Origin of the sequence: Streptomyces solicavernae (assembly GCF_029968095.1) — a bacterium.
Taxonomy (GTDB): Bacteria; Actinomycetota; Actinomycetes; order Streptomycetales; family Streptomycetaceae; genus Streptomyces; species Streptomyces solicavernae.
In genome coordinates this window covers 1-26,269 of record NZ_JASCIR010000051.1, presented here as the reverse complement: position 1 = coordinate 26,269, position 26,269 = coordinate 1, and the positions used below count along the sequence as shown (strand labels likewise).

Annotated in this window: 18 protein-coding genes and 1 pseudogene; 10 read left to right on the top strand and 9 right to left on the bottom strand. The window is 69.0% G+C overall.

Going from position 1 to position 26,269, the window contains the following annotated elements; translation table 11 throughout:
• The 4 genes from QIS99_RS30605 to QIS99_RS30590 form a co-directional block, all read right to left on the bottom strand.
• Positions 1-567: nucleic acid/nucleotide deaminase domain-containing protein (locus QIS99_RS30605; protein WP_282517002.1), on the bottom strand; the 567-nt coding region annotated here is incomplete at its 3' end.
• 81 nt (positions 568-648) lie between these two features.
• The gene (locus QIS99_RS30600; protein WP_282517001.1) at positions 649-2,562 is read right to left on the bottom strand and encodes an ATP-binding protein; all 1,914 of its coding nucleotides are present in this window, start codon (positions 2,560-2,562) and stop codon (positions 649-651) included.
• 20 nt (positions 2,563-2,582) lie between these two features.
• Positions 2,583-4,397 (bottom strand): SUKH-4 family immunity protein, encoded by a 1,815-nt coding sequence (locus QIS99_RS30595; protein WP_282517000.1) that lies wholly within the window; start codon positions 4,395-4,397, stop codon positions 2,583-2,585.
• Positions 4,398-4,790: 393 nt separating this feature from the next.
• On the bottom strand, positions 4,791-6,710 hold the full coding sequence (locus QIS99_RS30590; RefSeq protein ID WP_282516998.1) for a toxin glutamine deamidase domain-containing protein: 1,920 nt from the start codon (positions 6,708-6,710) through the stop codon (positions 4,791-4,793).
• A gap of 316 nt (positions 6,711-7,026) precedes the next feature.
• Here QIS99_RS30590 and QIS99_RS30585 point away from each other — a divergent pair, with 316 nt between their 5' ends.
• The gene (locus QIS99_RS30585) at positions 7,027-7,461 is read left to right on the top strand and encodes a hypothetical protein (RefSeq protein WP_282516997.1); all 435 of its coding nucleotides are present in this window, start codon (positions 7,027-7,029) and stop codon (positions 7,459-7,461) included.
• Positions 7,462-8,321: 860 nt separating this feature from the next.
• Here the strand turns inward: QIS99_RS30585 and QIS99_RS32445 are convergent.
• From QIS99_RS32445 to eccCa, 3 genes and pseudogenes are all read right to left on the bottom strand, one after another.
• Positions 8,322-8,663 (bottom strand): annotated as a pseudogene (locus tag QIS99_RS32445) (WXG100-like domain-containing protein); the annotation flags it as partial.
• A 219-nt stretch (positions 8,664-8,882) separates the two neighbouring features.
• A complete protein-coding gene (locus QIS99_RS30570) occupies positions 8,883-9,257 on the bottom strand; it encodes a hypothetical protein (protein WP_282516994.1) in 375 nt (124 codons plus the stop codon).
• Between the two features lie 266 nt (positions 9,258-9,523).
• Positions 9,524-13,468: a type VII secretion protein EccCa gene (eccCa, locus tag QIS99_RS30565; RefSeq protein ID WP_282516993.1), complete on the bottom strand. Its 3,945-nt coding sequence runs from the start codon at positions 13,466-13,468 to the stop codon at positions 9,524-9,526.
• A 265-nt stretch (positions 13,469-13,733) separates the two neighbouring features.
• Between eccCa and eccD the strand changes: the two genes are divergently transcribed.
• From eccD to QIS99_RS30535, 6 genes are all read left to right on the top strand, one after another.
• A complete protein-coding gene (gene eccD / locus QIS99_RS30560; protein WP_282516992.1) occupies positions 13,734-15,191 on the top strand; it encodes a type VII secretion integral membrane protein EccD in 1,458 nt (485 codons plus the stop codon).
• A gap of 337 nt (positions 15,192-15,528) precedes the next feature.
• Positions 15,529-15,816 carry a 30S ribosomal protein S15 gene (rpsO, locus tag QIS99_RS30555; protein WP_282516991.1) on the top strand — a complete coding sequence of 96 codons (288 nt, stop codon included), beginning with the start codon at positions 15,529-15,531 and terminating at the stop codon, positions 15,814-15,816.
• 398 nt (positions 15,817-16,214) lie between these two features.
• Positions 16,215-18,443, top strand: coding sequence for a polyribonucleotide nucleotidyltransferase (locus QIS99_RS30550; RefSeq protein ID WP_282516990.1), 2,229 nt, complete (start codon positions 16,215-16,217; stop codon positions 18,441-18,443).
• A complete protein-coding gene (locus QIS99_RS30545; protein WP_282516989.1) occupies positions 18,440-19,819 on the top strand; it encodes a M16 family metallopeptidase in 1,380 nt (459 codons plus the stop codon). Before QIS99_RS30550 ends, QIS99_RS30545 begins: the two co-directional genes overlap by 4 nt.
• Before the next feature lie 74 nt (positions 19,820-19,893).
• Positions 19,894-20,649 carry a 4-hydroxy-tetrahydrodipicolinate reductase gene (dapB, locus tag QIS99_RS30540; RefSeq protein WP_282516988.1) on the top strand — a complete coding sequence of 252 codons (756 nt, stop codon included), beginning with the start codon at positions 19,894-19,896 and terminating at the stop codon, positions 20,647-20,649.
• A gap of 63 nt (positions 20,650-20,712) precedes the next feature.
• Positions 20,713-21,153: a tetratricopeptide repeat protein gene (locus QIS99_RS30535; RefSeq protein WP_282516987.1), complete on the top strand. Its 441-nt coding sequence runs from the start codon at positions 20,713-20,715 to the stop codon at positions 21,151-21,153.
• A gap of 70 nt (positions 21,154-21,223) precedes the next feature.
• On the opposite strand, the gene QIS99_RS30530 is transcribed toward QIS99_RS30535, so the two are convergent.
• Positions 21,224-21,781, bottom strand: a complete 558-nt coding sequence (locus QIS99_RS30530) for a hypothetical protein (RefSeq protein WP_282516986.1) — start codon at positions 21,779-21,781, stop codon at positions 21,224-21,226.
• 130 nt (positions 21,782-21,911) lie between these two features.
• Entirely contained in the window at positions 21,912-22,151 is a 240-nt protein-coding gene (locus QIS99_RS30525; RefSeq protein WP_282516985.1) for a hypothetical protein, read from the bottom strand.
• Positions 22,152-22,364: 213 nt separating this feature from the next.
• On the opposite strand from QIS99_RS30525, the gene thyX reads away from it, so the two are divergent.
• The 3 genes from thyX to QIS99_RS30510 all read left to right on the top strand — a co-directional run bounded on the left by thyX (position 22,365) and on the right by QIS99_RS30510 (position 26,110).
• Positions 22,365-23,117 carry an FAD-dependent thymidylate synthase gene (gene thyX / locus QIS99_RS30520; RefSeq protein ID WP_282516984.1) on the top strand — a complete coding sequence of 251 codons (753 nt, stop codon included), beginning with the start codon at positions 22,365-22,367 and terminating at the stop codon, positions 23,115-23,117.
• A gap of 249 nt (positions 23,118-23,366) precedes the next feature.
• Positions 23,367-24,266, top strand: a complete 900-nt coding sequence (dapA, locus tag QIS99_RS30515; protein ID WP_282516983.1) for a 4-hydroxy-tetrahydrodipicolinate synthase — start codon at positions 23,367-23,369, stop codon at positions 24,264-24,266.
• A gap of 158 nt (positions 24,267-24,424) precedes the next feature.
• Positions 24,425-26,110, top strand: coding sequence for a ribonuclease J (locus QIS99_RS30510; RefSeq protein ID WP_282516982.1), 1,686 nt, complete (start codon positions 24,425-24,427; stop codon positions 26,108-26,110).
• The last annotated feature ends 159 nt before the right edge of the window (positions 26,111-26,269 follow it).

Below are 26,269 nucleotides of genomic sequence, written 5' to 3'. Positions count from 1 at the left end.
GCTCTGGCTGCACGAGGCCTCGGCGTTGCGGAACAGGCTGAGAAGCTGGGCAGTGTAGCCGCCGGGCAGGAGGCTGGGCCGCAGGTCGGTGTGGATCGCGACCACCCGGTCCGGGGAGACACCCAGACGCTCCAGGTCCTCCCAGACGCGGTACTCCGCGGGCGGCAGCCCGGGAGCCGATGTCCGGAACAGCGTGGCCTGCTCCTGCGACTCGCTCTCTTTGTACGTGAACACCGCGGTGTTTCCGGGGCCTGTGGCGGGAAGGCCGTCCTGCGGGGAGGCGGCGGAGTGCTTCTGGAGGTACAGCCGTACGACCTCGTCGACCGGCACCGACGGCCACACGGTCAGCTCACCAGTGGCGCGGTCCACCACTCCGCATGCGTCGCCGATCTCCGACGGCGGGCGGCGCTCGCCTGTGTGTGGGTCGCGTTCCAAGGCGGCTGGGGCGGCCCAGACCACCCACCCCAGATCGAACTCGTGCATCTTGACCTCGCGGCGCGGGGCCTGATCGCCGTCGGGGTTGAGCCAACGGTCGGCTGTGGCGAGTGCCTGCGCCTGGCTGGTCACGAGCGGGCTCCTTCGAGGTGGGACAAGTACGGATGTACGGACGGTATGACGGGAGCGGCGCGGGGTGGGGCCGACGGTGAACTACGAGGCTAGCCCCGAACCTCTGTGCGTGATGCGCCGGGCGGTGACTCCGCGTGCGGTCGCCACCACGAGAACTCCGTCCGGGGAGAGGTCGACGGCCGTGACCGGAGTGTCCGAGACGAGCGCAGCGACGATCTCCCCGTCGGCCCGATCCCACACCCGGAGATAGTCGCCGCCGCGGCTGACGGCGAGGGGGGCACTCTCGCGTTCCTCCTCCGAGGGACGTAGGACCTTGGCCGGGTCGACGTTCTCCAGTGAACCCGAAGGCCGAACGAGATCACGGACAAGGAGCGTCGACTGCTGATCCCGTCGTTCGTCGCCCACCACGAGGACGGCCACCTGGGTCCGCTCGTCGCTCTGCTCATCGATCCGAACGCGTCCCACGGACACGGTGGTCACGCCTGCGACCTTCGCACTCCACAGCGTCTGCCACGGCAACGTGAGACCGAGCTGACGCACGGCTTCCGCATACTCGTCCAGCCCGTCCTCGACGAACGCGGCTTCAAGGAGTGCGGCCCGCAGCTCCGTCGACGCCTGGATCCGGGTCAGCAGCGGCGCGGTGCGCAGATACGTACGGGCCGGGGTGCCGAGCTCCTCGACCGGCACGGCTTCGACGGCCGCGCGCAGCGCCACCGGATTGGCGAACACGAACAGGCCCGGATCGGTGAGGAGTTGGGGCAGCAGACCGGCGGCCAGCGTGTGCCCGGCTATGTGGTCGCGGACGTAGGGGGCGGCCTTCGACCAGTCCTGCCCCGGAACGGACTCGAGCAGCGACATCGCGATCCGGGACTGGGCAGCGCGCACGTTCTGCAGGCCCGCGAGCACCTCTGCGCCGATCGCGGGGTGCAGCAACCGCAGCGACACCGGGCCCCCGCTCTCGATGTCCTTGTCGTCCCCCACGGCCTGGACGAACGGAGCGACCAGGAGCAATCCGTCGGCCAGGTCCGCACTCACATCGCGCTGGGCGACCGCGTGGACGAGACGAGCCCACAACTCAGCCGATACGTCTCCGTTCTGGGCCAGGGCGAGCGGTGCGAGCAGCGTGCGCAGCGTCTGCGGTTCGGCGCCGAGGCGGCGGGCGTGGGCGTCCAAGGCCGCTCCGACCGATGTGGGGAGCCGCTCGTGGTCGGTGGGGTCGACGCCTTCGGGGGCCAGCAGGATGCTGCGGGCGGTGAGCTCCACGGTGAGTGCGCTGGTCCCGGCCCGCTCGGCCAGGACTTCGGCGAGGCTCCTGCGGACCGCGGCGTCGGTCGTGAACGGCAGCTCAGGAGCGCCGAACTGCGGGTTGAGAGCCGTCTCTGCCTGCCGTGTGAGCGCCTCGGCATCCGCCCACTCGCGTGCGTCCAAGTCGATGATCTGAACCGAACCGGACGGCAGCCCTTCAGCCAGGTCCGCGACGAGTGCGCGGGGAGCCTCGACGAGGAGGCGTACGGACTCGATGGCGGCCAGCGGCGCGAGGACCTCGCGGACAAGACGGGCAGGTTCGTTCGCGGCGGGGACAGGACCGGCGCGGTCGACGTCCGTCACGGCGATGGCCACGGTGTGGCCGAGGGAGGCGATACCTGCGAACACATCGGCGGTTGTTGACGCCGAGAGCTCCAACTGGTCGGCGAGCGTCCACAGAGTCTGTGCAGCGGTGAGACCGGCCGGGCCGGCCACGGCGGGAGCGGGCAGCTCAGGAGGCACGGTGGCGGGGTCCATGTCGTCCAGCGGTAGCCGGGACCGGAACTCCGGTTCGCACAGCATCAGGAAGCCGGTGAGCAGCCGGGACGCGCCGCACCCCGGATCTCCGGTCAGCACGACGACGCGCGGGGTGCCCGGCCATTCCATGCGCCATGCCGCAAGGGCACGCAGGGCGGCGGTCCGGCCGCCTATGTACGGGTGCGGGGCGTGGCCCTCTGCCATGGTGGTCATCCGTGCCTGTCTTTCGCGTCTCAGCCGAGTTCGTCGGAGTCCGTGACGTGGCCCCAGTTCCTGGTGGCCGCCGCGTCCGGGTCGATGCAGGCCAGCCAGGACTTGAGTTCGTCGATGATGTCCTCGCCGTCCAGGCGGCCGCTCGTGACCCAGGCCAGCATGTACGTCCACTGCAGGCGGACCATCGCGGTGAACTGCGCCAGGGACGAGCCCGCCAAAGGGTCGCCCGGCCTGTCCTCGTCGATCGCGCCCTCCTGGGACTGACGAAGAATGCGTCCGGTCGGGCCGTCGAGCAGTAGGACGCCGCCGATCCAGGTGCCCAGGTCGTAGAACGGGCCGTCCCCCACCGGCGTTTCGAACTTCTTGGTGCCTTCCCAGGTGTGCTCGACGAAGCCGGTCTCGGTGAGGTCGTGGGTGTTGAGGCTGACGAAGTTCTCGACTCGGGGGAAGCCGACCTCGGTGAGGAAGCGGCGGGTCGGCTCGTGGGTCAGGCCGGTCGGCAGCTGTTCCTCGGTCAGCAGGGGAGCCATGTCGGCGTCGAACACGTCGAGCACGCGATCCCGAGTGGGGCGGCAGGCGGCCTCGTCGCAGGGGCGGGGCGTGATCTTCGTGAGGGCCCCGACGGCGGGCAGCGCGGGCAGGGCGGGAGTGCGCTGTTGGTACTCCGGGTCGGGCTCGATGGCGTACATGCCGGGATTTCCGCCGAGGACCACCAGATCGCCGATACAGGCCACGGCATAGACCTGGGGGGCCTGGACGACGAGGTGAGTTGACGAGTCGTCGGTCGACGACAGGCGGATCAGGTTCCAGGACGGCCTGTCCGGCTGCCAGCGGGGGGACGACGGGACAGTGGAGGCGGAGGCCTCTTCGATGTAGGGCCCCTTGGCGCCGTTGAACTGCCCGGCGACACCGATGAGTCGACCTGTCGGTGAGTGCCAGATCTGCTCCCCGCCGTCCACGGTGCGGCTGGTCACTGTGGCGCCTTCCGACTGGGCACGCAAGGTGTCGACGGCGAGGATCTGGGGCAGGACGGGCCGGATGTGGCCGGGTGCCCGCCAGTGCGTCCAGACGGTCCGCCACGGCAGCGGACCGTAGGCCTCCGCCAGCGCACGCGCCCGCTCCTCGTCTCCCTGGCTCAGCGTGAGGAGGTGCAGCAGCGACACCCACTCCGCGTGCGAGGAAGGTGCCACGCCCAGCTCGTGGAGATAGTGCAGATCCGCGGCGAAGCTGCCCGCGGGCACACCGCCGGGGAAGGCCACGGGCATGGCCTCGAACAGAACGGTGTGGGCATGCCTGACGAGGGTGTGCGCATCTTCGAGGAGTTGCTCGAAGCGGCCGGCGAGAGCGGAGTGGGCGGGCAGGGCGCGGTCCGCGTAACCACGGAGGGGATCGTCGTCGTCGCAGCCGAACAAGCGGTCCACGACAGCGTCCTGGAACGCGGCGAACGTCTCGGCGGGGAGCTGCTTGCGCAGGCTGCGGGCATCGCTCTCGACGGCGAAACCGACCGGCAGGAAACTCTGCAGATCGACCGCTACGAGGCTCGACTCCTCACTGATCGTGCGCAGTTCAGCGAGGTCGTACGCGGTGCCGAGCGCGGCGCAGAGCCCCTGCCACTCCTCGAAGCGCACGCGGTACGGCTCCGCGAGGGCCAGGGCGGTGAGGGCCGTGAGCCGACGTGGGGGCAGGGCGTCGAGGGAAGGGCGAGCGACGTCGGGATCCGGGGCGAGCAGGACGGAATTCCGGCCCTGGAGATTGAGGTCGTAGACGTCGCTGTCGATTTCTGCGACGAATTTGACGCCCGTGCTCTTGGAGTCGAATCCGAAGCTTCGTACCACTCCAGCCGCTACGTGCCGAGGCTCACTGCTGGACCGCGTCCTGCCTGCCCACTGGGTGTTGGCCACAAGGACGGTGTGCCGCAGATTCGCATCTTTCAGACGCAAGGTGAGATCCAACATGCTTCGCCTGTCCCCGTACGTGACACCGACGGCTCGCATTACCTCGTCGGCCACCTCTTCGGCAGAGCGGCCCGTGGCATCGACGACCGAGGTCCCGGGGGTGTCGTCGGAGAATTCCCGCAGGAGTCGACTCTTCCCGGAGCCGGCCGGCCCGTCGAGATGGAGGAAGCCTGCTGTGGGCCGAAGCTGATCCAGCCTACTGCGGATCTGTTCCACGGCTTCCGGCCGGCTGAGGTGCAAATTCATGGTGGTGAATTTCTTTCGCGTTGACCGTCACTCCGGCCCGGTGTTTGCCAGGCCGCCGTCCTTCATGGCCCGGATCCAGATCTTACCAAGCGCGTAGTTGTTCTTGATCAAGTCCTGCTCGAACCTTCCCTTGTGGCCTCCCTGCGGTGCTTGGCCGGCGTCCACGACGTCCGCATCCTTGCGGTATCCGGTTCCGTAAAATACGTCCACGTTCGACATTCTCTGCGAGATCAGTGCGGCACAGTTACGGTATCCGCTGCCGCGGCCGCAAGGCTCTCGGTCCGTGAACATGCTGATCGGCTCGTACTGTTTGTCCTTGTCGCACTCGGCATTCAGTGAATCCAGATAGTCCAGGATGTTCTTCTCGGAATGCTTGTTGTCTTCTCCCGGGTAAGAACTGTCCACCACGTAACTTATTTGCTTGCTGACCGGGTCGTAGACCTCCACCGTCGCGTAATTGCGCCCGGTGAAGTCAGGGCGATGCTCGCCCGCGTCCTTGAGACTCTTGCCGATTCCGCCCAGCTCGTCCTCAAGACCCTGGTTGATCTCGGCGTCCCGGCGATTCGCCGCCCAGCCCGCGGAGGCGTGCTTTGCCGGTCCTCGACTCGGATAGCCGTCCTGCGGCTCAGGGCTCGCCCCGACCGCATGCGACTCGTGGAACTTGAGGCTCAACCGGGCCAACGACGCGACCACAGCCCCTCGTTCGCCGGGGTGCATGTCCTCGAAGCCGGGCAGAAGGTTCTTGAGGTCGTCGTGCCGGAGAACCACCGGCTTGTGGTCGGGGTCGTCCGGACGGGGCGGTGAGCAGGCCTTCAGGGCGTCGACGAGCGGGACGCGGGTCTCGCCGCTCCCGTCCTCCCTCGGAATGGGGGTCAGCCAGTCGTTGAGCTGTTGGTGGACCGGATCCATGTCCATCTGGCGCACATCGTTCGTCTGCCGCACGTTCTGCTGGTCCCGCATGGGCTCCATGCCGTAGTGCGTCGAATCGACGGTCTCCGGCTCGGTGAGCCGGGGGTGGTTCGTGCGCTGCGGATCGTCCCTGGGGTGTTGGGGCTTGTCGTCCGCGTCCTTCTGGGCGTCGGGCGACTGGCCCGCCGGCTCCGCGGGTGCCCGCCGGTGCGTGTCCGTCGGGGCGCTCTCGGGCCTGCGGTCCGCCCGCCCGGTCGGCCCGTCGGAGGCATGCCCCTGCTGGTCCGAGTTGCCGCTGCGGTTGTCCCCACCCGCCGCCACCGGCCGTCGGTCGGGGTCCAGTGGGATGGCGAACACGCCGTTGTTGCCGTTGTGTAGGGGGTGGGGGCTGCGTTGGCCGGTTTGGGCGTCGATGTAGGTGATTTTGCCGTTGTGGTTGACGGCGTTCCAGGCGTGGGCGCGGCCGTTGGCGTCCTGGGTGATGATGACGGCTTGGGAGCCGTGGCCGTTGTTGCGGAGGGTGTTTTCGAGGCGGTTGTAGGCGTCGCGGCCGTTGCCGAGGTCGTTGAAGCGGGCGCCGAGGGTGTTTTCGATGCGGTCGCGGCCGCCGCGTTCGCCGCGGTCGGAGGGGGTGCCGTCGTTGTCCGGGTCGGGGGTGCGGGCGCCGGCTGCGGTGGGGGTGCCGGCGTAGGTGTCGACGGTGGACAGGGTGGTGTCGACGCAGTTGTTGTTACGGCCGGGGGTGTTGCTGCCGTCGCCGTTGATGCGTTCGATCCAGTTGCCGTCGTTGGGGTTCGGCGGGCGGGTCGGGTCGCCGTTCTCGTCGCGGGGGACCGCGTTGTCCAGGGCGTCCTGCTCCGCGCGGGACGGGTCGTTGACGCCGCCGGGCGGGGTGTTGTCGCGGGTCGAGGAAGCGGGCGTCGGCTCCGAGTCGGAGTCGTCCTTGGTGTGGGGGCTGGAGTTGTTCGTGTTCGGGCCGGGCTGCTGGCTCGTGTGGTCCTGAGTCGGCTGCGCGGTGGGCGACGGTGTGGTCGTCACGGTGTGGACGGGGACCGGCGTCGGTGACTGTTGAGGCTGTTGCTGAGGAGGGTTGGCCGGTGACTGCTGTGCCTGCTGTGCCTGCTGTGGGTTCTGCGGCGTCGCCGGATTGTTGGGCGTGCTGGGGTTGCTCGGGTTGGCCGGGTTGGCCGGGTTGCTCGGGTTGGCCGGATTGTTCGGTGTGTTCGAGCCCGGAGACCTGCCGGGTGGCTGCTGCCCGGGCTGATTGGCGCCAGGTGTGTGCGGCGGACTCGACGTAGTGGGTGTGGCGTTGGACGGCGAGGCCTGGTGCGGGACCGACGGTCGGCTGCCGGGCGTGCCCGCATTGTTGTCGCTCGGCGTCGTACGCGGAGTCGAGGCCGGGCCCGAGGAGGAAGGATTCGGCGACGAGGGCGGGCCGCCCGGCGACGGGTTCGAACCGGGCGTGGACGACGGGCTGTTGCGCGGAGGCGCCGAGGAGGACGGGTTCGGGCCGCTCGGGGTGCCGCCGCCCGCGGAGGACGGCGACCCGCCAGTGCTGGTGGACCCTCGCGCGCCCGTGTCGCCGGTCGACGGGGCGGTCGGCGAGGTCGGCATCGCGCCGCCGTCACCGCGCGGCGCGGTGTTCGACGTGTCCGAGATAGTCGGTGTCGGAGCAGAGTTGGTCTGTGTCGGCGTGGGGGAGGCCAGGCTGTCGATCTGGGTGCCGATGCCGGGGCCGTTCGGCGACGATCCGTTTTCGTTCGACGGAGCGGGCGTCGGGGCCGACTGAGGGTTGGGCGACGAGATGCCGCCCGGGCCCGAGGTGCCGCCGCCGCTCGGCGTGCTGCTGCCGCCCGGGTTGCCCGAGGAGGGGTTGCCGCCGTTGCCGGTGTTGCCCGGGGAAGGGGAATCCGGCGAAGGGGAGTCGAAGTCGGGGAGTGTCGGACCGTCTGCGCGCGGTGTGGGCGTGGGGGTGCTGCTCGGTCCCGGATTGTTGTTGCCGCCGGAGTCCGTGCTCGGCCCGTCGCCGACCGAGGGCGTGGACGGGCTGTCCCCTCCGATGTCCGCCGAGACGGTACTGCTCACGCTCGGGCCGGAGTTGGTGGAGGAGTTCGAGTTCGAGTTCGACGCGTTCGAGGACGAGTTGGAGTCCGACGACGAAGAACTCGACGAGTTCGATGAGCTGGAGGACGAGTCCGACCCCGACCCCGACCCCGACGATTCCGACCCGCTGCCCGAGTCCGAGAACCTCAGCCCGTTCCCGTTTGCCAGATTGCTCAGTGCGTCATTGCCGTGCGTCGACGCGCTGTTGCGTATCCCGCTGCCGGCCTTGCCTGCCAGGCTGTCGCGGAGGCTCTCCCCGAACGTCTGCGGCGTCTGCTGGATCGCCTCCCAGCCGGCGTCCTTGCCCGCCTTGACCGTCTCGCCGAGATTGAGGCCCTCCTGGGCGCCGAAGCCGACGTTCACGGACTGGCGGACCAGGTCCGTGATCATCGCCTCGACAGCCGAGACGACGGGCTCCTTCATGCACTCGATGACGGCTTCGAGCAAAGCTTTCGCCAGCTCTTTGAGGAGTCGCCGCACCACTTCACGGGTGACGGCGGTCGCCGCCAGACTGGCCATGTTGGACAGACCGAAGGTCACGACCGACGCGGCAGCCGCTGCAATGATCTGGGCCGCCAGAGCGACCAGTTGGACGATGACCGCCATCTTGCATATGACGACCAGCATCGCCGCACTGCGCAGCGTCGTCGCGATGATGCCGGCCGCTTGGCAGGCGTTCTGGAGGTAGCCGTCGCCGCCGTTGGAGAACTTGTCGTAGCTCTTCTTGAACTTGTCGATCGAGTCGCCGGCGTTGTTGTTGAGTACGACCTGCGCGCTGGTGTCCGCCCGGACCTGAATGTCCACGACGTCGGCCGCGAACTTCTCCCAGATTTCGGCGCACTCGACGAGCTTGTCCTCGTCTGCCGTCGGCCAGTTGAAGCCGAGCATCTCAAGGATCCACTCAAGCTCGTCCGGCAGCATGATCGACACAGCGGAGCACCCCCGATGAGCAACATCCCTGCACAACCCCCGTGTACCGCAGGGAAGTTACAGTCGGTATGGAAGAAGCCAAAGCTTACTCAGTGACCCGCGGTAGTGGCGGGCCTGATTGTCACAGCACCGCTGCAATGCGCGAGCCCAGCGTCCGACGAGGACGCTGACGGGACCTCAGACGGACCGCATGCCCCGCGCCGCCGACCCGCCCTCGGCCTCGTGCTGCGCCGTGAGCTTCGCGTAGTACTCGTCCTCGGCCAGCTCGCCCTGCTCGTGCCGCAGGCCCATCTCGCCGAACTTCATGCCCATGCCCGCCAGCCGCTCGGCGAGACTGCCCATGGCCTCGAACATGCCGTCACGCAGGCCCTCGTAGACGACGCCGAACTTCTCGCCCATGTCGTCGTCACCCCAGGGCGGAGTGGTGCCCTTCTCCTTGGCGGTGAGCTGCGTCTGAAGCTCCATCACCGCCTTGGCGAAGTCCTGGCCCACCTCGAACATGTGGAAGCCCTCGTCCTTGAGGACCTTCGCATCGGCGCGGAAACCGGTCACAACTGCCTCCCCCATGGCGCGTGTTCGTCTGTCGCAGTCTCAGCGTATCGCCCGGGTACGACAGGACCCAGGGGGCGACCGAGGTGAACCGCCAGTTGACACCGAAGTGTCACAACAGCCTTGCGTCCGCGTACATCGGGCCCGCCGAACCCTTGTGCCCGCGTACGCCAGGCCCGCCTGCCACGCAGGATCGCCTGCCACGCAGGATCGCCGAAGGGGCGGCACCCACAACGGGTACCGCCCCTTCGGTTTCGTACGTACGGGCCTCAGAACCGCGGCGGCAGCCAGCCCGTCTGGACCATCTGCCCGCCACGACGGCGCGTGTGGAAGAAGCCGCGGCCGGGCGGGAGCTGGGTCGGCGTGATGTTGCCGAGGAGCTGGCCCTCGGCCCGGTCACCCGACAGGACCACACCCTGCGCGCCGAGCTCACGGATGCGCTGCATCACCGGCTCGTACAGGGAGCGGCTGGCACCGCCGGACTGGCGCGCGATGATCACACGCAGACCGACGTCACGCGCGAACGGCAGGTACTCCAGGAGCGGCTGGAGCGGGTTCATGCCCGTGGCCACCAGGTCGTAGTCGTCGATGATGACGAACGCGTCCGGGCTGCTGTACCAGCTGCGGTTGCGCAGCTGCTCGGGCGTGACGTCCGGACCCGGCATACGGCGGCTGAGCGAGCCCGCCAGACCCTCCAGGGTCTCCGTGAGCGCCGGCGCCGAGGCGCAGTAGCGCGAGAGGTGCGACTCGGGGACGCCCTCCAGGTGCGCACGGCGGTAGTCACCGATGACGATCTTCGCCTGGTCGGGCTGGTACCGCTCGCAGATCTGCTTGATGAGCAGCCGGACGAGCGCGGACTTGCCGGACTCGCTCTCGCCGAAGATGACGAAGTGCGGGTCGCTCTCGAAGTCCACGAAGACCGGGGCGAGCTGGGACTCGTCGATACCGAAGGCGATACCGCGCTCCGGGTGCTCGAAGCCCTTGGGCAGCCGGTCCGCCTCCAGCTGGCGCGGAAGGAGCCGCACCGCCGGGGCCGGGGCGCCCTGCCAGTTCTCGTTGATCGCGTTGATCACCACGGAGGTGGCCTCCGCGAGGTCCTCGGTCTCCGAGGATCCGTCCACGCGCGGCAGCGCCGTCATGAAGTGCAGCTTTTCCTGGGTCAGACCACGGCCGGGGACGGCCGCCGGGACGTTCTGCGCGACCTTGCGGTCGATCTCCGATTCGGTGGGGTCACCGAGGCGCAGCTCGATGCGGTTCTGCAGCATGTCCTTGAGGGCGGGCCGCACCTCGGTGTACCGGCTCGCGGTGATGATCACGTGGACACCGAAGCCGAGACCGCGCATCGCCATGTCGGTGATGGACGCCTCAAGCGCCTCGTAGTCCGTCTTGAACGTGCCCCAGCCGTCGATGACCAGGAAGACGTCACCCCAGTGCTGGTCGGGCAGCTGGCCCGAGGCACGGCGCTGGCGGTACGTCTGCACCGAGTCGATGTTGTTCGCGCGGAAGTACTCCTCGCGCGCGTTGAGGATGCCCTCGACCTCGCTGACCGTACGACGCACCTTCTCGGCGTCCAGACGGTTGGCGACACCGCCGACGTGGACCAGGTCCTCCATCGCGATCAGACCACCACCACCGAAGTCCAGGCAGTAGAACTGCACTTCGCTGGGCGTGTGGGTGAGCGCGAACGAGGTGATCATCGAGCGCAGCAGCGTCGACTTGCCGGACTGCGGACCACCCACGAACAGACCGTGACCGGAACCGCCGGAGAAGTCCCGGTACAGGACGTCGCGGCGCTGCTCGAAGGGCTTGTCGACCAGGCCGACCGGGACGTTGAGCCGCCCGAGCGCCGTGTACTCAGGTGCGGTCAGGCCGCGTTCCGGCGTGATGCCCAGCGCCGGGAGCAACTGCTCCAGGGACGGCGCCTCCTCCAGCGGCGGCAGCCACACCTGGTGCGCGGGCGGGCCCTGGTTGATCATCTTGCTGACGATCACGTCGAGCACGGTGTCGGCCAGCGCGTCGTCGACCCGCTCCTCCTGCTCCGGCTCCTCGATCACCGGCTGCGGAGGCAGCTCCACATGGCCGGCCTTGAACACCGCGGGCCGCAGCTGCGTCGAGCGGTGCACACGCGCGGGACCCTCGCCGTGGTACGGCCCCGACACATAGGCGGCCTTGAAGCGGACCATGGTGTCGGTGTCGTACCGCAGATAACCCGAACCCGGGATCGACGGCAGGTGGTACGCGTCCGGCACACCGATCGCCGTACGCGACTCGGCGGCGGAGAAGGTCCGCAGACCGATGCGGTACGAGAGGTACGTGTCCAGACCGCGCAGCTTGCCCTCTTCCAGGCGCTGCGAGGCGAGCAGCAGGTGCACACCCAGGGATCGGCCGATGCGGCCGATCTGGATGAACATGTCGATGAAGTCCGGCTTCGCGGTGAGGAGTTCGGAGAACTCGTCGAGCACGATGACAAGCGACGGCATCGGTTCGAGGGCGGCACCGGCGGCGCGCGCCTTCTCGTAGTCCGTGAGGTTGGCGAAGTTGCCCGCGGTACGCAGGAGTTCCTGGCGGCGCTGCATCTCACCGGTGATCGAGTCGCGCATGCGGTCGATGAGCGTGAGGTCGTCGGCCAGGTTGGTGATCACGGCCGCGGTGTGCGGCATGTCCGCCATGCCGGCGAAGGTCGCACCACCCTTGAAGTCCGCGAGGATGAAGTTCAGCGTCTCCGAGGAGTGCGTCACCGAGAGACCGAGCACCAGGGTGCGCAGCACCTCGGACTTACCGGAACCGGTGGCGCCGACGCACAGGCCGTGCGGGCCCATGCCTTCCTGCGCCGCCTCCTTGAGGTCGAGCATGACCGGCTCGCCGGCCTGGCCGACACCGATCGGCACCCGCAGCCGCTCATGCAGCGTGCGCGGCCGCCAGGTGCGCGAGACGTCCACGGAACCGGCGTCGCCGATGCCCATGAGGTCGGTGAAGTCCAGGTTCGCGAGCAGCGGTTCGCCCTCTTCGGCGCTGCCGACGCGGAACGCCGCCAGCTGCCGGGACAGCGCCTCGGCCTGCTCCAGGCTGAGCAGGTCCGGCGTGCCGCTGTACGCCGACTCGTGGCCGACGAACAGCTGCAGCTTCTCCGGCTTCAGGTACGCGGTCAGGCCGCCGCGCAGCTCGTCCTCCAGCTCGCCGGGGGCGATCTCCAGGAAGGTCACGCCCTGGAGGCCCTCGGTGCCCGCGAGTTCCGAGTCGGGCGGCACCGTGCCGCCGTCGAGGACGACGATCAGGTGCGGCTGGTCGTACACCGGATTGGCGTCGCGGTTCCAGCGCGGGCGGTCGCCCAGCTGGTCCTCCAGCGCCGACTCCAGCTCGCCCAGGTCGTCGAAGAGCAGCCGGGCCGAGCCCGCGCCGTCCTTCTGCTTCGGGTGCTGCGTGTGCGGCAGCCACTTGATCCAGTCCCAGTCCGCCGCCGCCGAGGGGTGCGCCACCACGGCGACGAGCAGGTCCTCGGGGGAGTGCAGCGTGGTCAACTGGGCGATCGCCGCACGCGCGTTGCCGTACACCGTGTCCGTGTCGCCGCACAGCGCCACGTGGTAGAAGGCGCGCAGCGAGACCGCGACCGGCAGGTCGGCGATCGAGCCGTGCGCGTCCAGGAACGCCTTCATGGCCGCTGCGGTCAGCGGCTCCAACTCCTCCTTGGGCGCGGTCTCCGGCGCCACCAGAGGAGTGCTCAACTGCTGGCTGCCCAGGCCCATACGGACCGACGCGAAGTCGTTGTCCGTCGGCCGGCGCTCCCACAGCCGCTTGCCGTCCGCGGCCACGGCCCAGAGCTGGTCCGCGTCCGGGTGCTGGAACAGCTGCGTACGGCGCTGGAGTTCGGCGGTCTTGTGCACGTCCTTGCGGACCTGCTCCAGGTACCGGAAGTAGTCACGCCGGTCCTGTGCCATCCCCGCGCCGCCGCCCTGCCGGGACCTGGCGAACTGGGCGATGGCCATCGCGAGCGTGGACGCGAGCATCAGACCGCCCACCACGCGCATGTAGGACGGCAGGTTCGGCATGAAGAAGAAGCCGACGGAACCCAACATGCCGAACATCGGCAGCAGGTTCATCAGCATGCTCTCGTCGCCATCCCGAGGAATTTCGGGCGGTGACTCAAGCTTGACCTCCCCCTCCGGGACGGCAGGCGGCTGAATCCGCGGCTGCCGTTTGATGATGACGACGCTCACCGATGCACTCATCCTTCGTAATTGATACGTCCATGCACCGACGCCCCCCGTTGAGCGGCGACGGCTTCCCGTCGTAGAAGCCGATCCTACTGTCAAGCTCTGACACCCAGGCAGCCAGGAGGGGTGGAGATGCAGCAAGGGTGCGAGGAGAAATGAGGGAGGCGGCGCAGGACCCCCCGGGGGCGGGGGGTAGGGTGGCGCTCCGCCGTTGTACGCGCGGCGTAAAGACGTAAGTCAGGGCCTTGTATACAGGGGGAACTACCAGGTGAGCACGGGCACATCGACAGGTTTCTGCCGGGTCACCGTCGCAGCGCCGGACAGTCGGATCGATGTGGCGCTGCCCGAGGATCTGCCGATCCAGGACATCTATCCGGAGATCGTTCGGCTCTCGGGCATGGCCCACGACGACAACGCCCTCGCCGGCTACCACCTGGTGCGCCGCGACGGCGACGTGCTCGACGCGAGCCGATCGCTCGTCGAGCACCGCATCCGCGACGGCGAGGTGCTGCTGCTGCGGCCGTTCGCCGACTCGCTGCCGCCGGCCGTCCACGACGACGTGGTGGACGCGGTCGCCGCGGCGGTCAAGCAGGACCTGCGCGGGTGGAACGACAACCTCATGCGCGTCGCCGGCCTCGTCTCGGGCGTACTGCTCCTGACGATGCTCGGCTTCGTGCTCTGGTTCGCGGATCCGCTGCGCCACGACATGAACGGCCTCCAGGGCATCGTCGCGGGCATCGTCGCGATCGCCCTGACCGCCCTCGCGGGCGTCCGCGGCCGGGTGTACGACGACCGGGGAGCGGCCGTCGCCCTCGGAATCGCCGCACTGCCACACGCGTTGATCGCCGGATCGGGTGTTTTGCCGCAGGACGATGGCCAGGGACCGGGCAAGCTCCAGTTCCTGGTCGGCTGTGTGGTCGTACTGATCTTCTCCGTCGTCCTCATCATGCTGCTGCCGCAGGGTGACGCCCCGTTCGTCGCCGCGGCTCTCGCCGCCGCCATCGGCACACTCGCCGTGTTCGTCGGCATCCTCACCGAGGCCGAGCCGCGCGAGATCGCCGCCGGCACCGCCGTCGTCGCCGTCGCCGTGGTGGGCTTCCTGCCCGGCTGGTCCGCCCGGTTCGCCAAGCTGCCGATCGGCTTCCGCTCGCCGGAGGACCTGGCCCGCGCCCGCCGCGAGGGCCAGGAGGGCAACCAGGAGGCCGTCGACGTCCAGCGCATCGTCGCCCAGACCAGCCGCGGTCACGAGCTGCTGCTCGGTATGGTCGGCGGCTGCGCCATCGTCATCGTCGGCTCCGCCGGCGCGGTCCTCGGCTTCAGCGAAAGCGGCTGGGCGCAGCTCGTCGCCCTGGTCGTCGGCCTCGCCGCGATGCTGCGCGCCCGGCTGTTCCGCTACACCGCTCAGGTCAGCTGCCTGATGGTCTCCGGCGTCGTCACCATCGCGCTGCTGATCCTCGGCCTCGCGATCTCGCCGCCGTTGGAGATGCTGAAGGACCTCGCCGCGGGCGACTCGGGTCCGGTCGACATCCGCACCCTGTGGCTCGGAGCCTGCGTCGTGGCCGGTGCGCTGCTCCTGATCGCGATCGCGCTGATCGTCCCGCAGAAGGGCCTGTCCCCGTTCTGGGGCCGCATGCTCGACCTCGCGGACTCGCTGGTCCTGCTCTCGCTCATCCCGCTCTGCCTGGCCGTGCTCGACGTGTACGCCAAGGTGCGCGGAGGCTTCTAGCGCCTCACCCGAAGGTGTGACACGCCAGGGGCCCGGGTCTTCCCGGGCCCCTGGCGCGTACCCGTCCCTGTCGCGAAAACCGGCACTACAGACGTCGCGGAAACCAGCCCTGTCGCGAAAACCGGCACAACAGAAGAAGGGCCGGATCGCCCCCGGTGAGACCCCCGCGCACCGGCTGGTAGTCTGTTGAGCGGCCGTTTGTGTACGCGCCCCCGGAGCTCCCGCAGAGCACTGGAGGCAGCGCCCAGCGGATCCCCGCCTCCCGAGTAACGGAAGCTCCCCTGAGATGCAGACCAGGGGCACTCGGTGGCATCGGACAGACATATGAGGAGTTCGCGTGTCCCTCGACACCGCCACGAAGAAGCAGATCATGGCCGAGTTCGCCACCAAGGAGGGTGACACCGGCTCCCCCGAGGTCCAGGTCGCCCTGCTGTCGCGCCGCATCTCGGACCTGACCGAGCACCTGAAGACCCACAAGCACGACCACCACTCCCGTCGTGGCCTGCTGATCCTGGTCGGCCAGCGCCGCCGCCTGCTTCAGTACCTGGCCAAGAAGGACATCACGCGCTTCCGCGCCCTCGTCGAGCGCCTCGGCATCCGCCGCGGTGCGGCGGGCGCCAAGTAAGACGCCGTGAAGGGAGCGGTTCCCACGCTTAGGGGGCCGCTCCCTTTGCTGTACGTGCGCACAGAGCACGACGGCTTTGTAGTCTGGTCACGGAACGTCGTACGAGACGTACGTCACCCATGACGGACCGTCCCGTACGGCAAGCCGTACCGGACAACGCAGAAGACGCAGAACAAGACGATACGAACGAGGAGAGGCGACCTCCGCCGACGCCGGTCCTCGGTAGTGGCCCCCGGGAAAACGAAAGTGCAACCCCCGGGTGCTTCGATCGAAGACCGGCCCGCACTCAAGGCGCTTCTCCGCCCCCGTCCCCTCGCCACACGGGCGAAGCGGACAAAAGACGACAGTTCCCGGTGTCTCGCCGACACCGGAACGACAAGCAAACGGAGAGATCGCTAGTGGAGAACGAGACCCACTACGCCGAGGCCGTCATCGACAACGGCACGTTCGGCACCCGCACCATCCGCTTCGAGACGGGCCGCCTGGCCCGCCAGGCCGCCGGCTCCGCCGTCGCCTACCTGGACGACGACACGATGGTCCTCTCGGCCACCACCGCGTCCAAGAAGCCCAAGGACCAGCTCGACTTCTTCCCGCTCACGGTGGACGTCGAGGAGCGGCAGTACGCCGCCGGCAAGATCCCCGGTTCGTTCTTCCGCCGTGAGGGCCGCCCCTCCGAGGACGCGATCCTGACCTGCCGCCTGATCGACCGCCCGCTGCGCCCGTCCTTCAAGAAGGGCCTGCGCAACGAGATCCAGGTCGTCGAGACGATCATGGCGCTCAACCCCGACCACCTCTACGACGTGGTCGCCATCAACGCCGCCTCCTGCTCCACGCAGCTGGCCGGCCTGCCCTTCTCGGGCCCGATCGGCGGCACGCGCGTGGCGCTCATCAAGGGCCAGTGGGTCGCGTTCCCGACGCACACCGAGCTTGAGGACGCCGTCTTCGACATGGTCGTCGCCGGTCGCGTCCTGGAGGACGGCGACGTCGCGATCATGATGGTCGAGGCCGAGGCCACCGAGAAGACCATCGAGCTCGTCAAGGGCGGCGCCGCCGCGCCGACCGAGGAGATCGTCGCCGCCGGCCTCGAAGCCGCCAAGCCCTTCATCAAGGTGCTGTGCAAGGCCCAGTCGGAACTCGCCGCCAAGGCCGCCAAGCCGACCGGCGAGTTCCCGATCTTCCTCGACTACGAGGACGACGTCCTGGAGGCGCTCACCGCCGCCGTCAAGCCCGAGCTCGCCCAGGCGCTGACCATCGCCGGCAAGCAGGAGCGCGAGACCGAGCTGGACCGCGTCAAGGCGCTCGCCGGCGAGAAGCTCCTGCCGGAGTTCGAGGGCCGCGAGAAGGAGATCTCCGCCGCGTACCGCTCGCTGACCAAGTCCCTGGTCCGTGAGCGCGTCATCAAGGAGAAGGTCCGCATCGACGGCCGCGGTGTCACCGACATCCGCACCCTGGCCGCCGAGGTCGAGGCCATCCCGCGCGTGCACGGCTCGGCCCTGTTCGAGCGCGGCGAGACCCAGATCCTGGGCGTCACCACGCTGAACATGCTGCGCATGGAGCAGCAGCTGGACACCCTCTCCCCGGTGACCCGCAAGCGCTACATGCACAACTACAACTTCCCGCCGTACTCCACCGGTGAGACCGGCCGCGTCGGCTCCCCGAAGCGCCGCGAGATCGGCCACGGCGCCCTCGCCGAGCGCGCCCTCGTGCCGGTCCTGCCGACGCGCGAGGAGTTCCCGTACGCGATCCGTCAGGTGTCCGAGGCCCTCGGCTCCAACGGCTCGACGTCCATGGGCTCGGTCTGCGCCTCGACCATGTCGCTGCTGAACGCCGGTGTGCCGCTGAAGGCCGCCGTCGCCGGTATCGCCATGGGCCTGATCTCGCAGGAGATCGACGGCGAGACGCACTACGTCACCCTCACCGACATCCTCGGTGCGGAGGACGCCTTCGGCGACATGGACTTCAAGGTCGCCGGTACGAAGGAGTTCGTGACCGCCCTCCAGCTCGACACCAAGCTGGACGGCATCCCGGCCTCCGTCCTGGCCGCGGCCCTCAAGCAGGCCCGTGACGCCCGTCTGCACATCCTCGACGTGATGACCGAGGCGATCGACGTTCCGGACGAGATGTCCCCGAACGCGCCGCGCATCATCACCGTCAAGATCCCGGTGGACAAGATCGGTGAGGTCATCGGCCCGAAGGGCAAGATGATCAACCAGATCCAGGAGGACACCGGCGCCGACATCACGATCGAGGACGACGGCACCATCTACATCGGTGCCGCCGACGGCCCGGCCGCCGAGGCCGCCCGCGCCACGATCAACGGCATCGCCAACCCGACCATGCCGGAGGTCGGCGAGCGCTACCTGGGCACCGTCGTGAAGACGACGACCTTCGGTGCGTTCGTCTCGCTGCTGCCGGGCAAGGACGGTCTGCTGCACATCTCGCAGATCCGCAAGCTCGCCGGCGGCAAGCGCGTGGAGAACGTCGAGGACGTCCTCGGTGTGGGCCAGAAGGTCCAGGTCGAGATCGCCGAGATCGACTCCCGCGGCAAGCTCTCCCTGATCCCCGTCATCGAGGGTGAAGAGGGCGACGAGAACGCTGCCGACAAGAAGGACGACGCCGCCAAGTGACGTCCCGTAGCACCACGACGACGGCCCGCCCCTCCTCGGAGAGGCGGGCCGTCGCCCGTACTCAAACCCTGCTCAAGGGCAAGGACGGCATCGGCACCGTGCGCCGCACGACCCTGCCGGGCGGCCTGCGCGTCGTCACCGAGACCCTGCCCTCCGTACGCTCCGCGACCTTCGGGATCTGGGCGCACGTCGGATCGCGCGACGAGACGCCGTCCCTGAACGGCGCCACCCACTACCTGGAGCACCTCCTCTTCAAGGGCACCAAGAAGCGCACCGCCCTGGACATCTCCGCCGCGATCGACGCGGTCGGCGGCGAGATGAACGCCTTCACGGCGAAGGAGTTCACCTGCTACTACGCGCGCGTGCTCGACACCGACCTGCCGCTCGCGATCGACGTGGTGTGCGACATGCTCACCGGCTCGCTGATCCTTGAGGAGGACGTCGACGTCGAACGCGGCGCCATCCTCGAAGAGATCGCGATGACCGAGGACGACGCGGGCGACTGCGTGCACGACCTGTTCGCGCACACCATGCTCGGCGACACCCCGCTCGGTCGCCCGGTCCTCGGCACCGTCGACACGGTCAACGGCCTGGACGCCTCCCGTATCCGCCGCTTCTACAAGAAGCACTACGACCCCCGCCACCTGGTGGTCGCGGCCGCGGGCAACGTCGATCACAACAAGGTCGTACGCCAGGTCCGCGCCGCCTTCGAGAAGGCCGGCGCCCTAAAGGACCTGGACGCGAGCCCGATCGCGCCCCGCGCCGGCCGCCGCGCCATCCGCACGGCCGGCGGACTCGACGTGGTCAACCGCAAGACCGAGCAGGCCCACGTCGTCCTCGGCATGCCGGGCCTGGCCCGCACCGACGACCGCCGCTGGGCCCTCGGCGTTCTCAACACGGCGCTCGGCGGCGGCATGTCGTCCCGCCTCTTCCAGGAGGTCCGCGAGAAGCGCGGCCTGGCCTACAGCGTGTACTCGTACACGTCCGGCTATGCCGACTGCGGCCTCTTCGGCGTGTACGCGGGCTGCCGCCCGAGCCAGGTGCACGACGTCCTGCGGATCTGCCGCGACGAGCTCGACCAGGTCGCCGAACACGGCCTCTCCGACGACGAGATCGGCCGGGCGATCGGCCAGCTCGCGGGCTCCACGGTGCTCGGCCTTGAGGACACCGGTGCGCTCATGAACCGCATCGGCAAGAGCGAGCTGTGCTGGGGCGACCACATGTCGGTGGACGACATGCTCGCCCGGATAGCGGCGGTCACCCCGGACGAGGTGCGGGAGGTGGCGCGCGACATCCTGGGGCAGCGTCCCTCGCTGTCCGTCATCGGCCCGCTGAAGGACAAGCAGGCGGCCCGGCTGCACGAAGCGGTCGCGTAGGTCACGTAGGTCGCGTAGGTCACGTAGGTCGTGCAAAGCCGTACGGCTCTCAACTCCCGTAAGGAATCAAGCACATGAGCAAGCTGCGCGTGGCGGTCCTCGGCGCCAAGGGCCGGATCGGTTCGGAGGCGGCCCGGTCCGTCGAGGCCGCCGCGGACATGGAACTGGTCGCCGCCCTCGACCGCGACGACAGGATCGAGGCCCTGGCCGAGACGGGCGCCCAGGTCGCCGTCGACCTGACCCACCCGGACGCGGTTCTCGGCAACCTCGAATACTGCGTCGCGAACGGCATCCACGGCGTCGTCGGCACGACCGGCTGGACCGAGGAGCGCCTCGCGTGGCTGCGCGACCGGCTCGACGCCTCGCCCGCCACCGGCGTCCTGATCGCCCCGAACTTCTCCATCGGCGCGGTCCTGACCATGCAGTTCGCGCAGAAGGCGGCCCGGTTCTTCGAGTCGGCCGAGGTCATCGAGCTGCACCACCCGAACAAGGCGGACGCCCCGAGCGGCACCGCGCACCGCACGGCCCAGCTGATCGCCGAGGCCCGGGAGAAGGCAGGCTGCGCCCCGCAGCCCGACGCCACTTCCACAGCCCTGGACGGCGCCCGCGGCGCGGACGTCGACGGCGTACCGGTGCACTCGGTACGGCTGCGCGGGCTGCTCGCCCACCAGGAGGTGCTGCTCGGCGGTGAGGGCGAGACACTGACGATCCGTCACGACTCGCTGCACCACAAGAGCTTCATGCCGGGCATCCTGCTCGGCGTGCGCCGCGTCGTGGACACCCCGGGCCTCACCTTCGGCCTGGAACACTTCCTCGACCTCGACAGCTGACTCCTTCCTCCCCGAATTCCTCCCCGAATTCCTCCCTGAATTCCTCCCCGAATCGACTCTCCGATGCGCGCAAAGATCACGTACTTCGCCCTGGCCGCCGCCCTGGTCGTCTACTTCGTCCTGGTCGGCAGCCGCGGCGTGCTGCTGATACGCGAGGGCACCGCGGTCACCGTCACCTTCGGGGTCGCGGTGCTCGTGCTGCCGCTGATCGGCGTCTGGTTCCTGTGGAAGACCACGCAGTTCGCCACCAAGGCGAACGCGCTGGCCGCCGAGCTCGAAGCGGAGGGCGGGCTCCCGGTCGACGAGCTCAAGCGGCTGCCCAGCGGCCGGATCGACCGCGAGTCGGCCGACGAGGTCTTCGCCAAGCGCCGCGCGGAGACCGAGGACGCCCCGGACGACTGGCGCTGCTGGTTCCGCCTGGCCGTCGCGTACCACGACGCCCGCGACACCCCGCGCGCCCGCAAGGCCATGCAACGGGCGATCGCCCTGCATGACGGGAAGTGAGCGGGCTACTGCCTGCAGAGAACCCCGCCCGGACCAGGTCCAGGCGGGGTTCTCTGCCGTCCGGCACGCGCTACGCGACCGTGCGGAACTCCTCCGCCCACGCCTCCACCGAGTCCGCGGCCCGGTCGAACGCCTCGCGCCGCGAGAGGAAGTCCGCACTCCGGTCGGTGAGCAGCGGCGCCGCGAGCGTCTCGCCGCCCTGAACCACCAGCAGGAGCGCCTGCCCCTGCACGGTCCGCGGCAGCCCGAGCCACCGCACCGGCTGCTGCGTGGTGCGTACGGCGACGACCCGCGCCCACGGGACCGTCCGCGTGCGGAGGAACCCCACCTGGCGCACTCCGCGCGCGCTGACCCACGTTCCGATGCGCACGATCCGCACCGCGGCAAAGACCACGAGCGCCCCACCGACCGCGCACCCGACCGCGCCCGGCGTCTCCCCGGCGAACGCGATGATCACCGCGGCGAACAGCACGTACGAGGCGAACAGCAGCAGCAGCGCGGCCGCGGCGACGCGCCACGGTCCCGGCCGGTACGGACGGCGCCAGGTGTCGCGGTCGTCGTACGGGAGCGCGACGTCGTCCGCCGCTTCGTCAAAAGCGCGGTCGGCCGTCAGGAAGGGCAGGGGCACGACTGGTCCTCACTCGAAGCACGCGTTGGGCTTGTGTGCCCGGTGAGGCTACCCAGAGGGCGGACGAGCGGCCACCCTCGGGGGATTCGGCCGCGTCGCGTCGTACGGCAGCGTCCCCGCTGAGGGTGTGTCAGCGTCCGTCGGCGGCTTCGGACTGCTGGGTGGACGCGGGCGACTGCTGCGGCGAGAGCGCGGGCAGCCCGAAGAGCAGGGAGCCCACGAGGCCGGCGACCAGCGTCGCGCCGATCAGGACGCGGCCCATGATCTGACTGGCCGTCGCGCGTTCGCGGGGTGGGGGAGTGACGTTGCTGCGGTACTTGTCGGCTTCGGCGATGAAGGTGAACGGTACGGGCTCGCGCCGACGGAACATGAGGGGCTCGGCTCCTTGGTGTCACAGGAGACCACTCGGGTCTCGAACTGAATCGCTGCTACCAAGTCAGACGTTCCAAAGCTCACATTGGTGCCCTGAAGCGGGAAATTCACCGAAGAACGTTGCAGAGCACCGCCGAACGGTCCTCTGTCAGTGCCGCGCCGTAGAGTGGGCGCCGCCCGAGCGAGTGCGAAATCTGGAAGGACCCCGCCGGTGAGCGAGACCCCTGAAGCGACCCCCGATGCAGACCTGAAGCCGAGCTTCCGCAGCGATGTCACCGTCGAGCTGGTGAAGCACAGCGCCGCCGACAGCGACGTCCTGTGGGCCGCTCGCGTCTCCACCGCGGGCGAGCAGTCCCTGGACGAGCTCACCAAGGACCCGGAGCGCTCCAAGGGCCTGATCAACTTCCTGATGCGGGACCGCCACGGCAGCCCCTTCGAGCACAACTCGATGACGTTCTTCATCAGCGCCCCCATCTTCGTCTTCCGCGAGTTCATGCGACACCGCGTCGGCTGGTCGTACAACGAGGAATCGGGCCGCTACAGGGAGCTCCAGCCGGTCTTCTACGTCCCGGACGAGTCCCGCAAGCTGGTCCAGGAGGGCCGCCCGGGCAAGTACGTCTTCGTGGAGGGCACGCAGGGCCAGCAGGAGCTGACGGGCCGCGTCATGGAGGACTCGTACCGCCATGCGTACGAGGCGTACCAGGAGATGCTCGCCGCCGGTGTCGCCCGCGAGGTCGCCCGCTCGGTCCTGCCGGTCGGCCTTTTCTCGTCCATGTACGCGACGTGCAACGCCCGCTCGCTGATGCACTTCCTCGGCCTGCGCACGCAGCACGAGGACGCCGCGGTGCCGTCCTTCCCGCAGCGGGAGATCGAGATGGTCGGCGAGCAGATGGAGCAGGAGTGGGCCAAGCTCATGCCGCTGACGTACGCCGCGTTCAACAAGAACGGCCGCGTGGCCCCGTGACCGTCCGTGCGGGGCTCGGCAGTTCGCGACACACGGGGCGTCCGGCGGCAGGCACAGATGTACGGTCAGCCGTGCGAAGTGTCCGTATTGCGGCATTTCGAGAAGTTCATCTAGCCTGATCAAACGGACCCGGCACTGCTTGAACCCCCGAGCAGGCAGTGCCGGGATCCTTTGATTTCCGCCCCTTTGTGGGCCGCTCACGTGCCCCGAGGGGGGACCTCGCACTGAGCAGCGAGTAGCGTGTTACCCATGGCTCCGACCTCGACTCCGCAAACCCCCTTCGGGAGGGTCCTCACCGCCATGGTCACGCCCTTCGCGGCGGACGGCGCACTCGACCTCGACGGCGCGCAGCGACTCGCCACCCACCTGGTGGACACAGGCAACGACGGCCTGATCGTCAACGGCACCACCGGCGAGTCCCCGACCACCAGCGACGCGGAGAAAACCGAGCTCGTACGAGCCGTGGTGGAGGCGGTCGGCGACCGCGCCCACGTCGTCGCCGGAGTCGGCACCAACGACACCCGGCACAGCATCGAACTGGCCCGCGCCGCCGAGAAGGCCGGCGCCCACGGCCTCCTCACGGTCACGCCGTACTACAACAAGCCGCCGCAGGAAGGCCTGTACCGGCACTTCACCGCGATCGCGGACGCCACCGAGCTGCCCGTCATGCTCTACGACATCCCCGGCCGCAGTGGCGTCCCCATCAACACCGAGACGATCGTCGCGCTCGCGGACCACCCGCGGATCGTCGCCAACAAGGACGCCAAGGGCGACCTCGGCCGTGCCAGCTGGGCCATCGCCCGCTCCGGCCTCGCCTGGTACTCCGGGGACGACATGCTCAACCTGCCGCTGCTCTCCGTCGGCGCGGTCGGCTTCGTCTCCGTTGTCAGCCACGTCGTCACACCCGAACTGCGCGCCATGCTCGACGCACACCTCTCCGGTGACGTACGCAAGGCGACGGAGATCCACCAGCAGCTGCTGCCGGTCTTCACGGGCATGTTCCGCACCCAGGGCGTCATCACCACCAAGGCCGCCCTCACCCTGCAGGGCTTGCCGGCCGGACCGCTGCGCCTGCCCCTGGTCGAACTGTCGACCGAGGAAACCCACCAGCTCAAGGTCGATCTCGCCGCCGGCGGGGTACAGCTCTGACAACGGACTTCACAACTGAACAGCCGCACAACTCAACAAGCGGCACACACGCAACACAGACAGCACAGACGAGAACTGCAGACAACAACTGCACCTGCACGAATGTCATGCGCGCCACGTGCCTCTGGGTACGTGGCGCGTGTGGTTAGGAGAGTCTTTTGAGTCATCCGCACCCTGAGCTCGGCTCGCCGCCGAAGCTGCCCGAGAGTGGCCTGCGCGTCACCCCGCTCGGCGGCCTCGGCGAGATCGGCCGCAACATGACCGTGTTCGAGTACGGCGGACGCCTGCTGATCGTCGACTGCGGAGTGCTCTTCCCCGAGGAGGAGCAGCCCGGAATCGACCTGATCCTGCCGGACTTCAGCAGCATCCGGGACCGCCTCGACGACATCGAGGGCATCGTCCTCACCCACGGGCACGAGGACCACATCGGCGCCGTCCCGTACCTCCTGCGCGAGAAGCCGGACATCCCGCTGATCGGCTCCAAGCTGACCCTCGCCCTGATCGAGGCGAAGCTCCAGGAACACCGCATCCGCCCATACACCCTTGAGGTCAAGGAGGGCCACCGCGAGCGCATCGGCCCCTTCGACTGCGAGTTCGTGGCGGTCAACCACTCCATCCCGGACGCCCTCGCGGTCGCCATCCGCACCCCCGCGGGCATGGTGGTCCACACCGGCGACTTCAAGATGGACCAGCTGCCGCTCGACGGCCGCCTCACGGACCTCAACACCTTCGCCCGTCTCGCCGAGGAGGGCATCGACCTGCTCCTCTCGGACTCGACGAACGCCGAGGTCCCCGGCTTTGTACCGCCCGAGCGCGACATCTCGAACGTCGTACGGCAGGTATTCGCCAGCGCACGCAAGCGCATCATCGTGGCGAGCTTCGCCAGCCACGTCCACCGCATCCAGCAGGTCCTGGACGCCGCGCACGAGTACGGCCGCCGGGTCGCCTTCGTCGGCCGCTCCATGGTCCGCAACATGGGCATCGCCCGGGACCTCGGCTACCTGCGCGTCCCGCCGGGCCTGGTCGTCGACGTCAAGACCCTCGACGACCTGCCGGACGACGAAGTGGTCCTCATCTGTACGGGCTCGCAGGGCGAACCCATGGCCGCGCTGTCCCGCATGGCCAACCGGGACCACCAGATCCGCATCGTCCAGGGCGACACCGTGATCCTGGCGTCGTCCCTGATCCCCGGCAACGAGAACGCGGTCTACCGCGTGATCAACGGCCTGACGCGCTGGGGCGCCAACGTGGTCCACAAGGGCAACGCCAAGGTCCACGTCTCCGGCCACGCGTCGGCGGGCGAGCTGCTGTACTTCTACAACATCTGCAAGCCCAAGAACCTGATGCCGGTCCACGGCGAATGGCGCCACCTGCGCGCCAACGCCGAGCTCGGCGCCCTCACGGGCGTACCACACCAGAACATCGTGATCGCCGAGGACGGCGTGGTCGTCGACCTCGTCCAGGGCAAGGCGAAGATCGTCGGCAAGGTCCAGGCGGGTTACGTGTACGTGGACGGCCTCTCGGTCGGCGACGTCACCGAGTCCTCCCTCAAGGACCGCCGCATCCTCGGCGACGAGGGCATCATCTCGGTCTTCGTCGTCGTGGACTCCACCACGGGCAAGATCACGGGTGGCCCGCACATTCAGGCACGCGGCTCCGGTATCGAGGACTCCGCGTTCGGCGGCGTCATTCCGAAGATCGGGGAGGCGCTTGAGCGCTCCGCCCAGGACGGCGTCGTGGAACCCCACCAGCTGCAGCAGCTGGTGCGCCGCACGCTGGGCAAGTGGGTCTCCGACAACTACCGCCGGCGCCCGATGATCCTGCCGGTCGTCGTGGAGGTCTGACCTCCGTACGGCCTCTTCGGGCCTGGAGCAGCGCCAACTCGGAGCGGGGCGCCTCGATTTGCATCGGGGTGCTCCGCTCCAGTAGGTTTACGTCTCCGCCAGAACGCAACCGGCGCATTCGTGCGTGCGGAGCGACTCCCGAGAGGGATGGCGGAACAT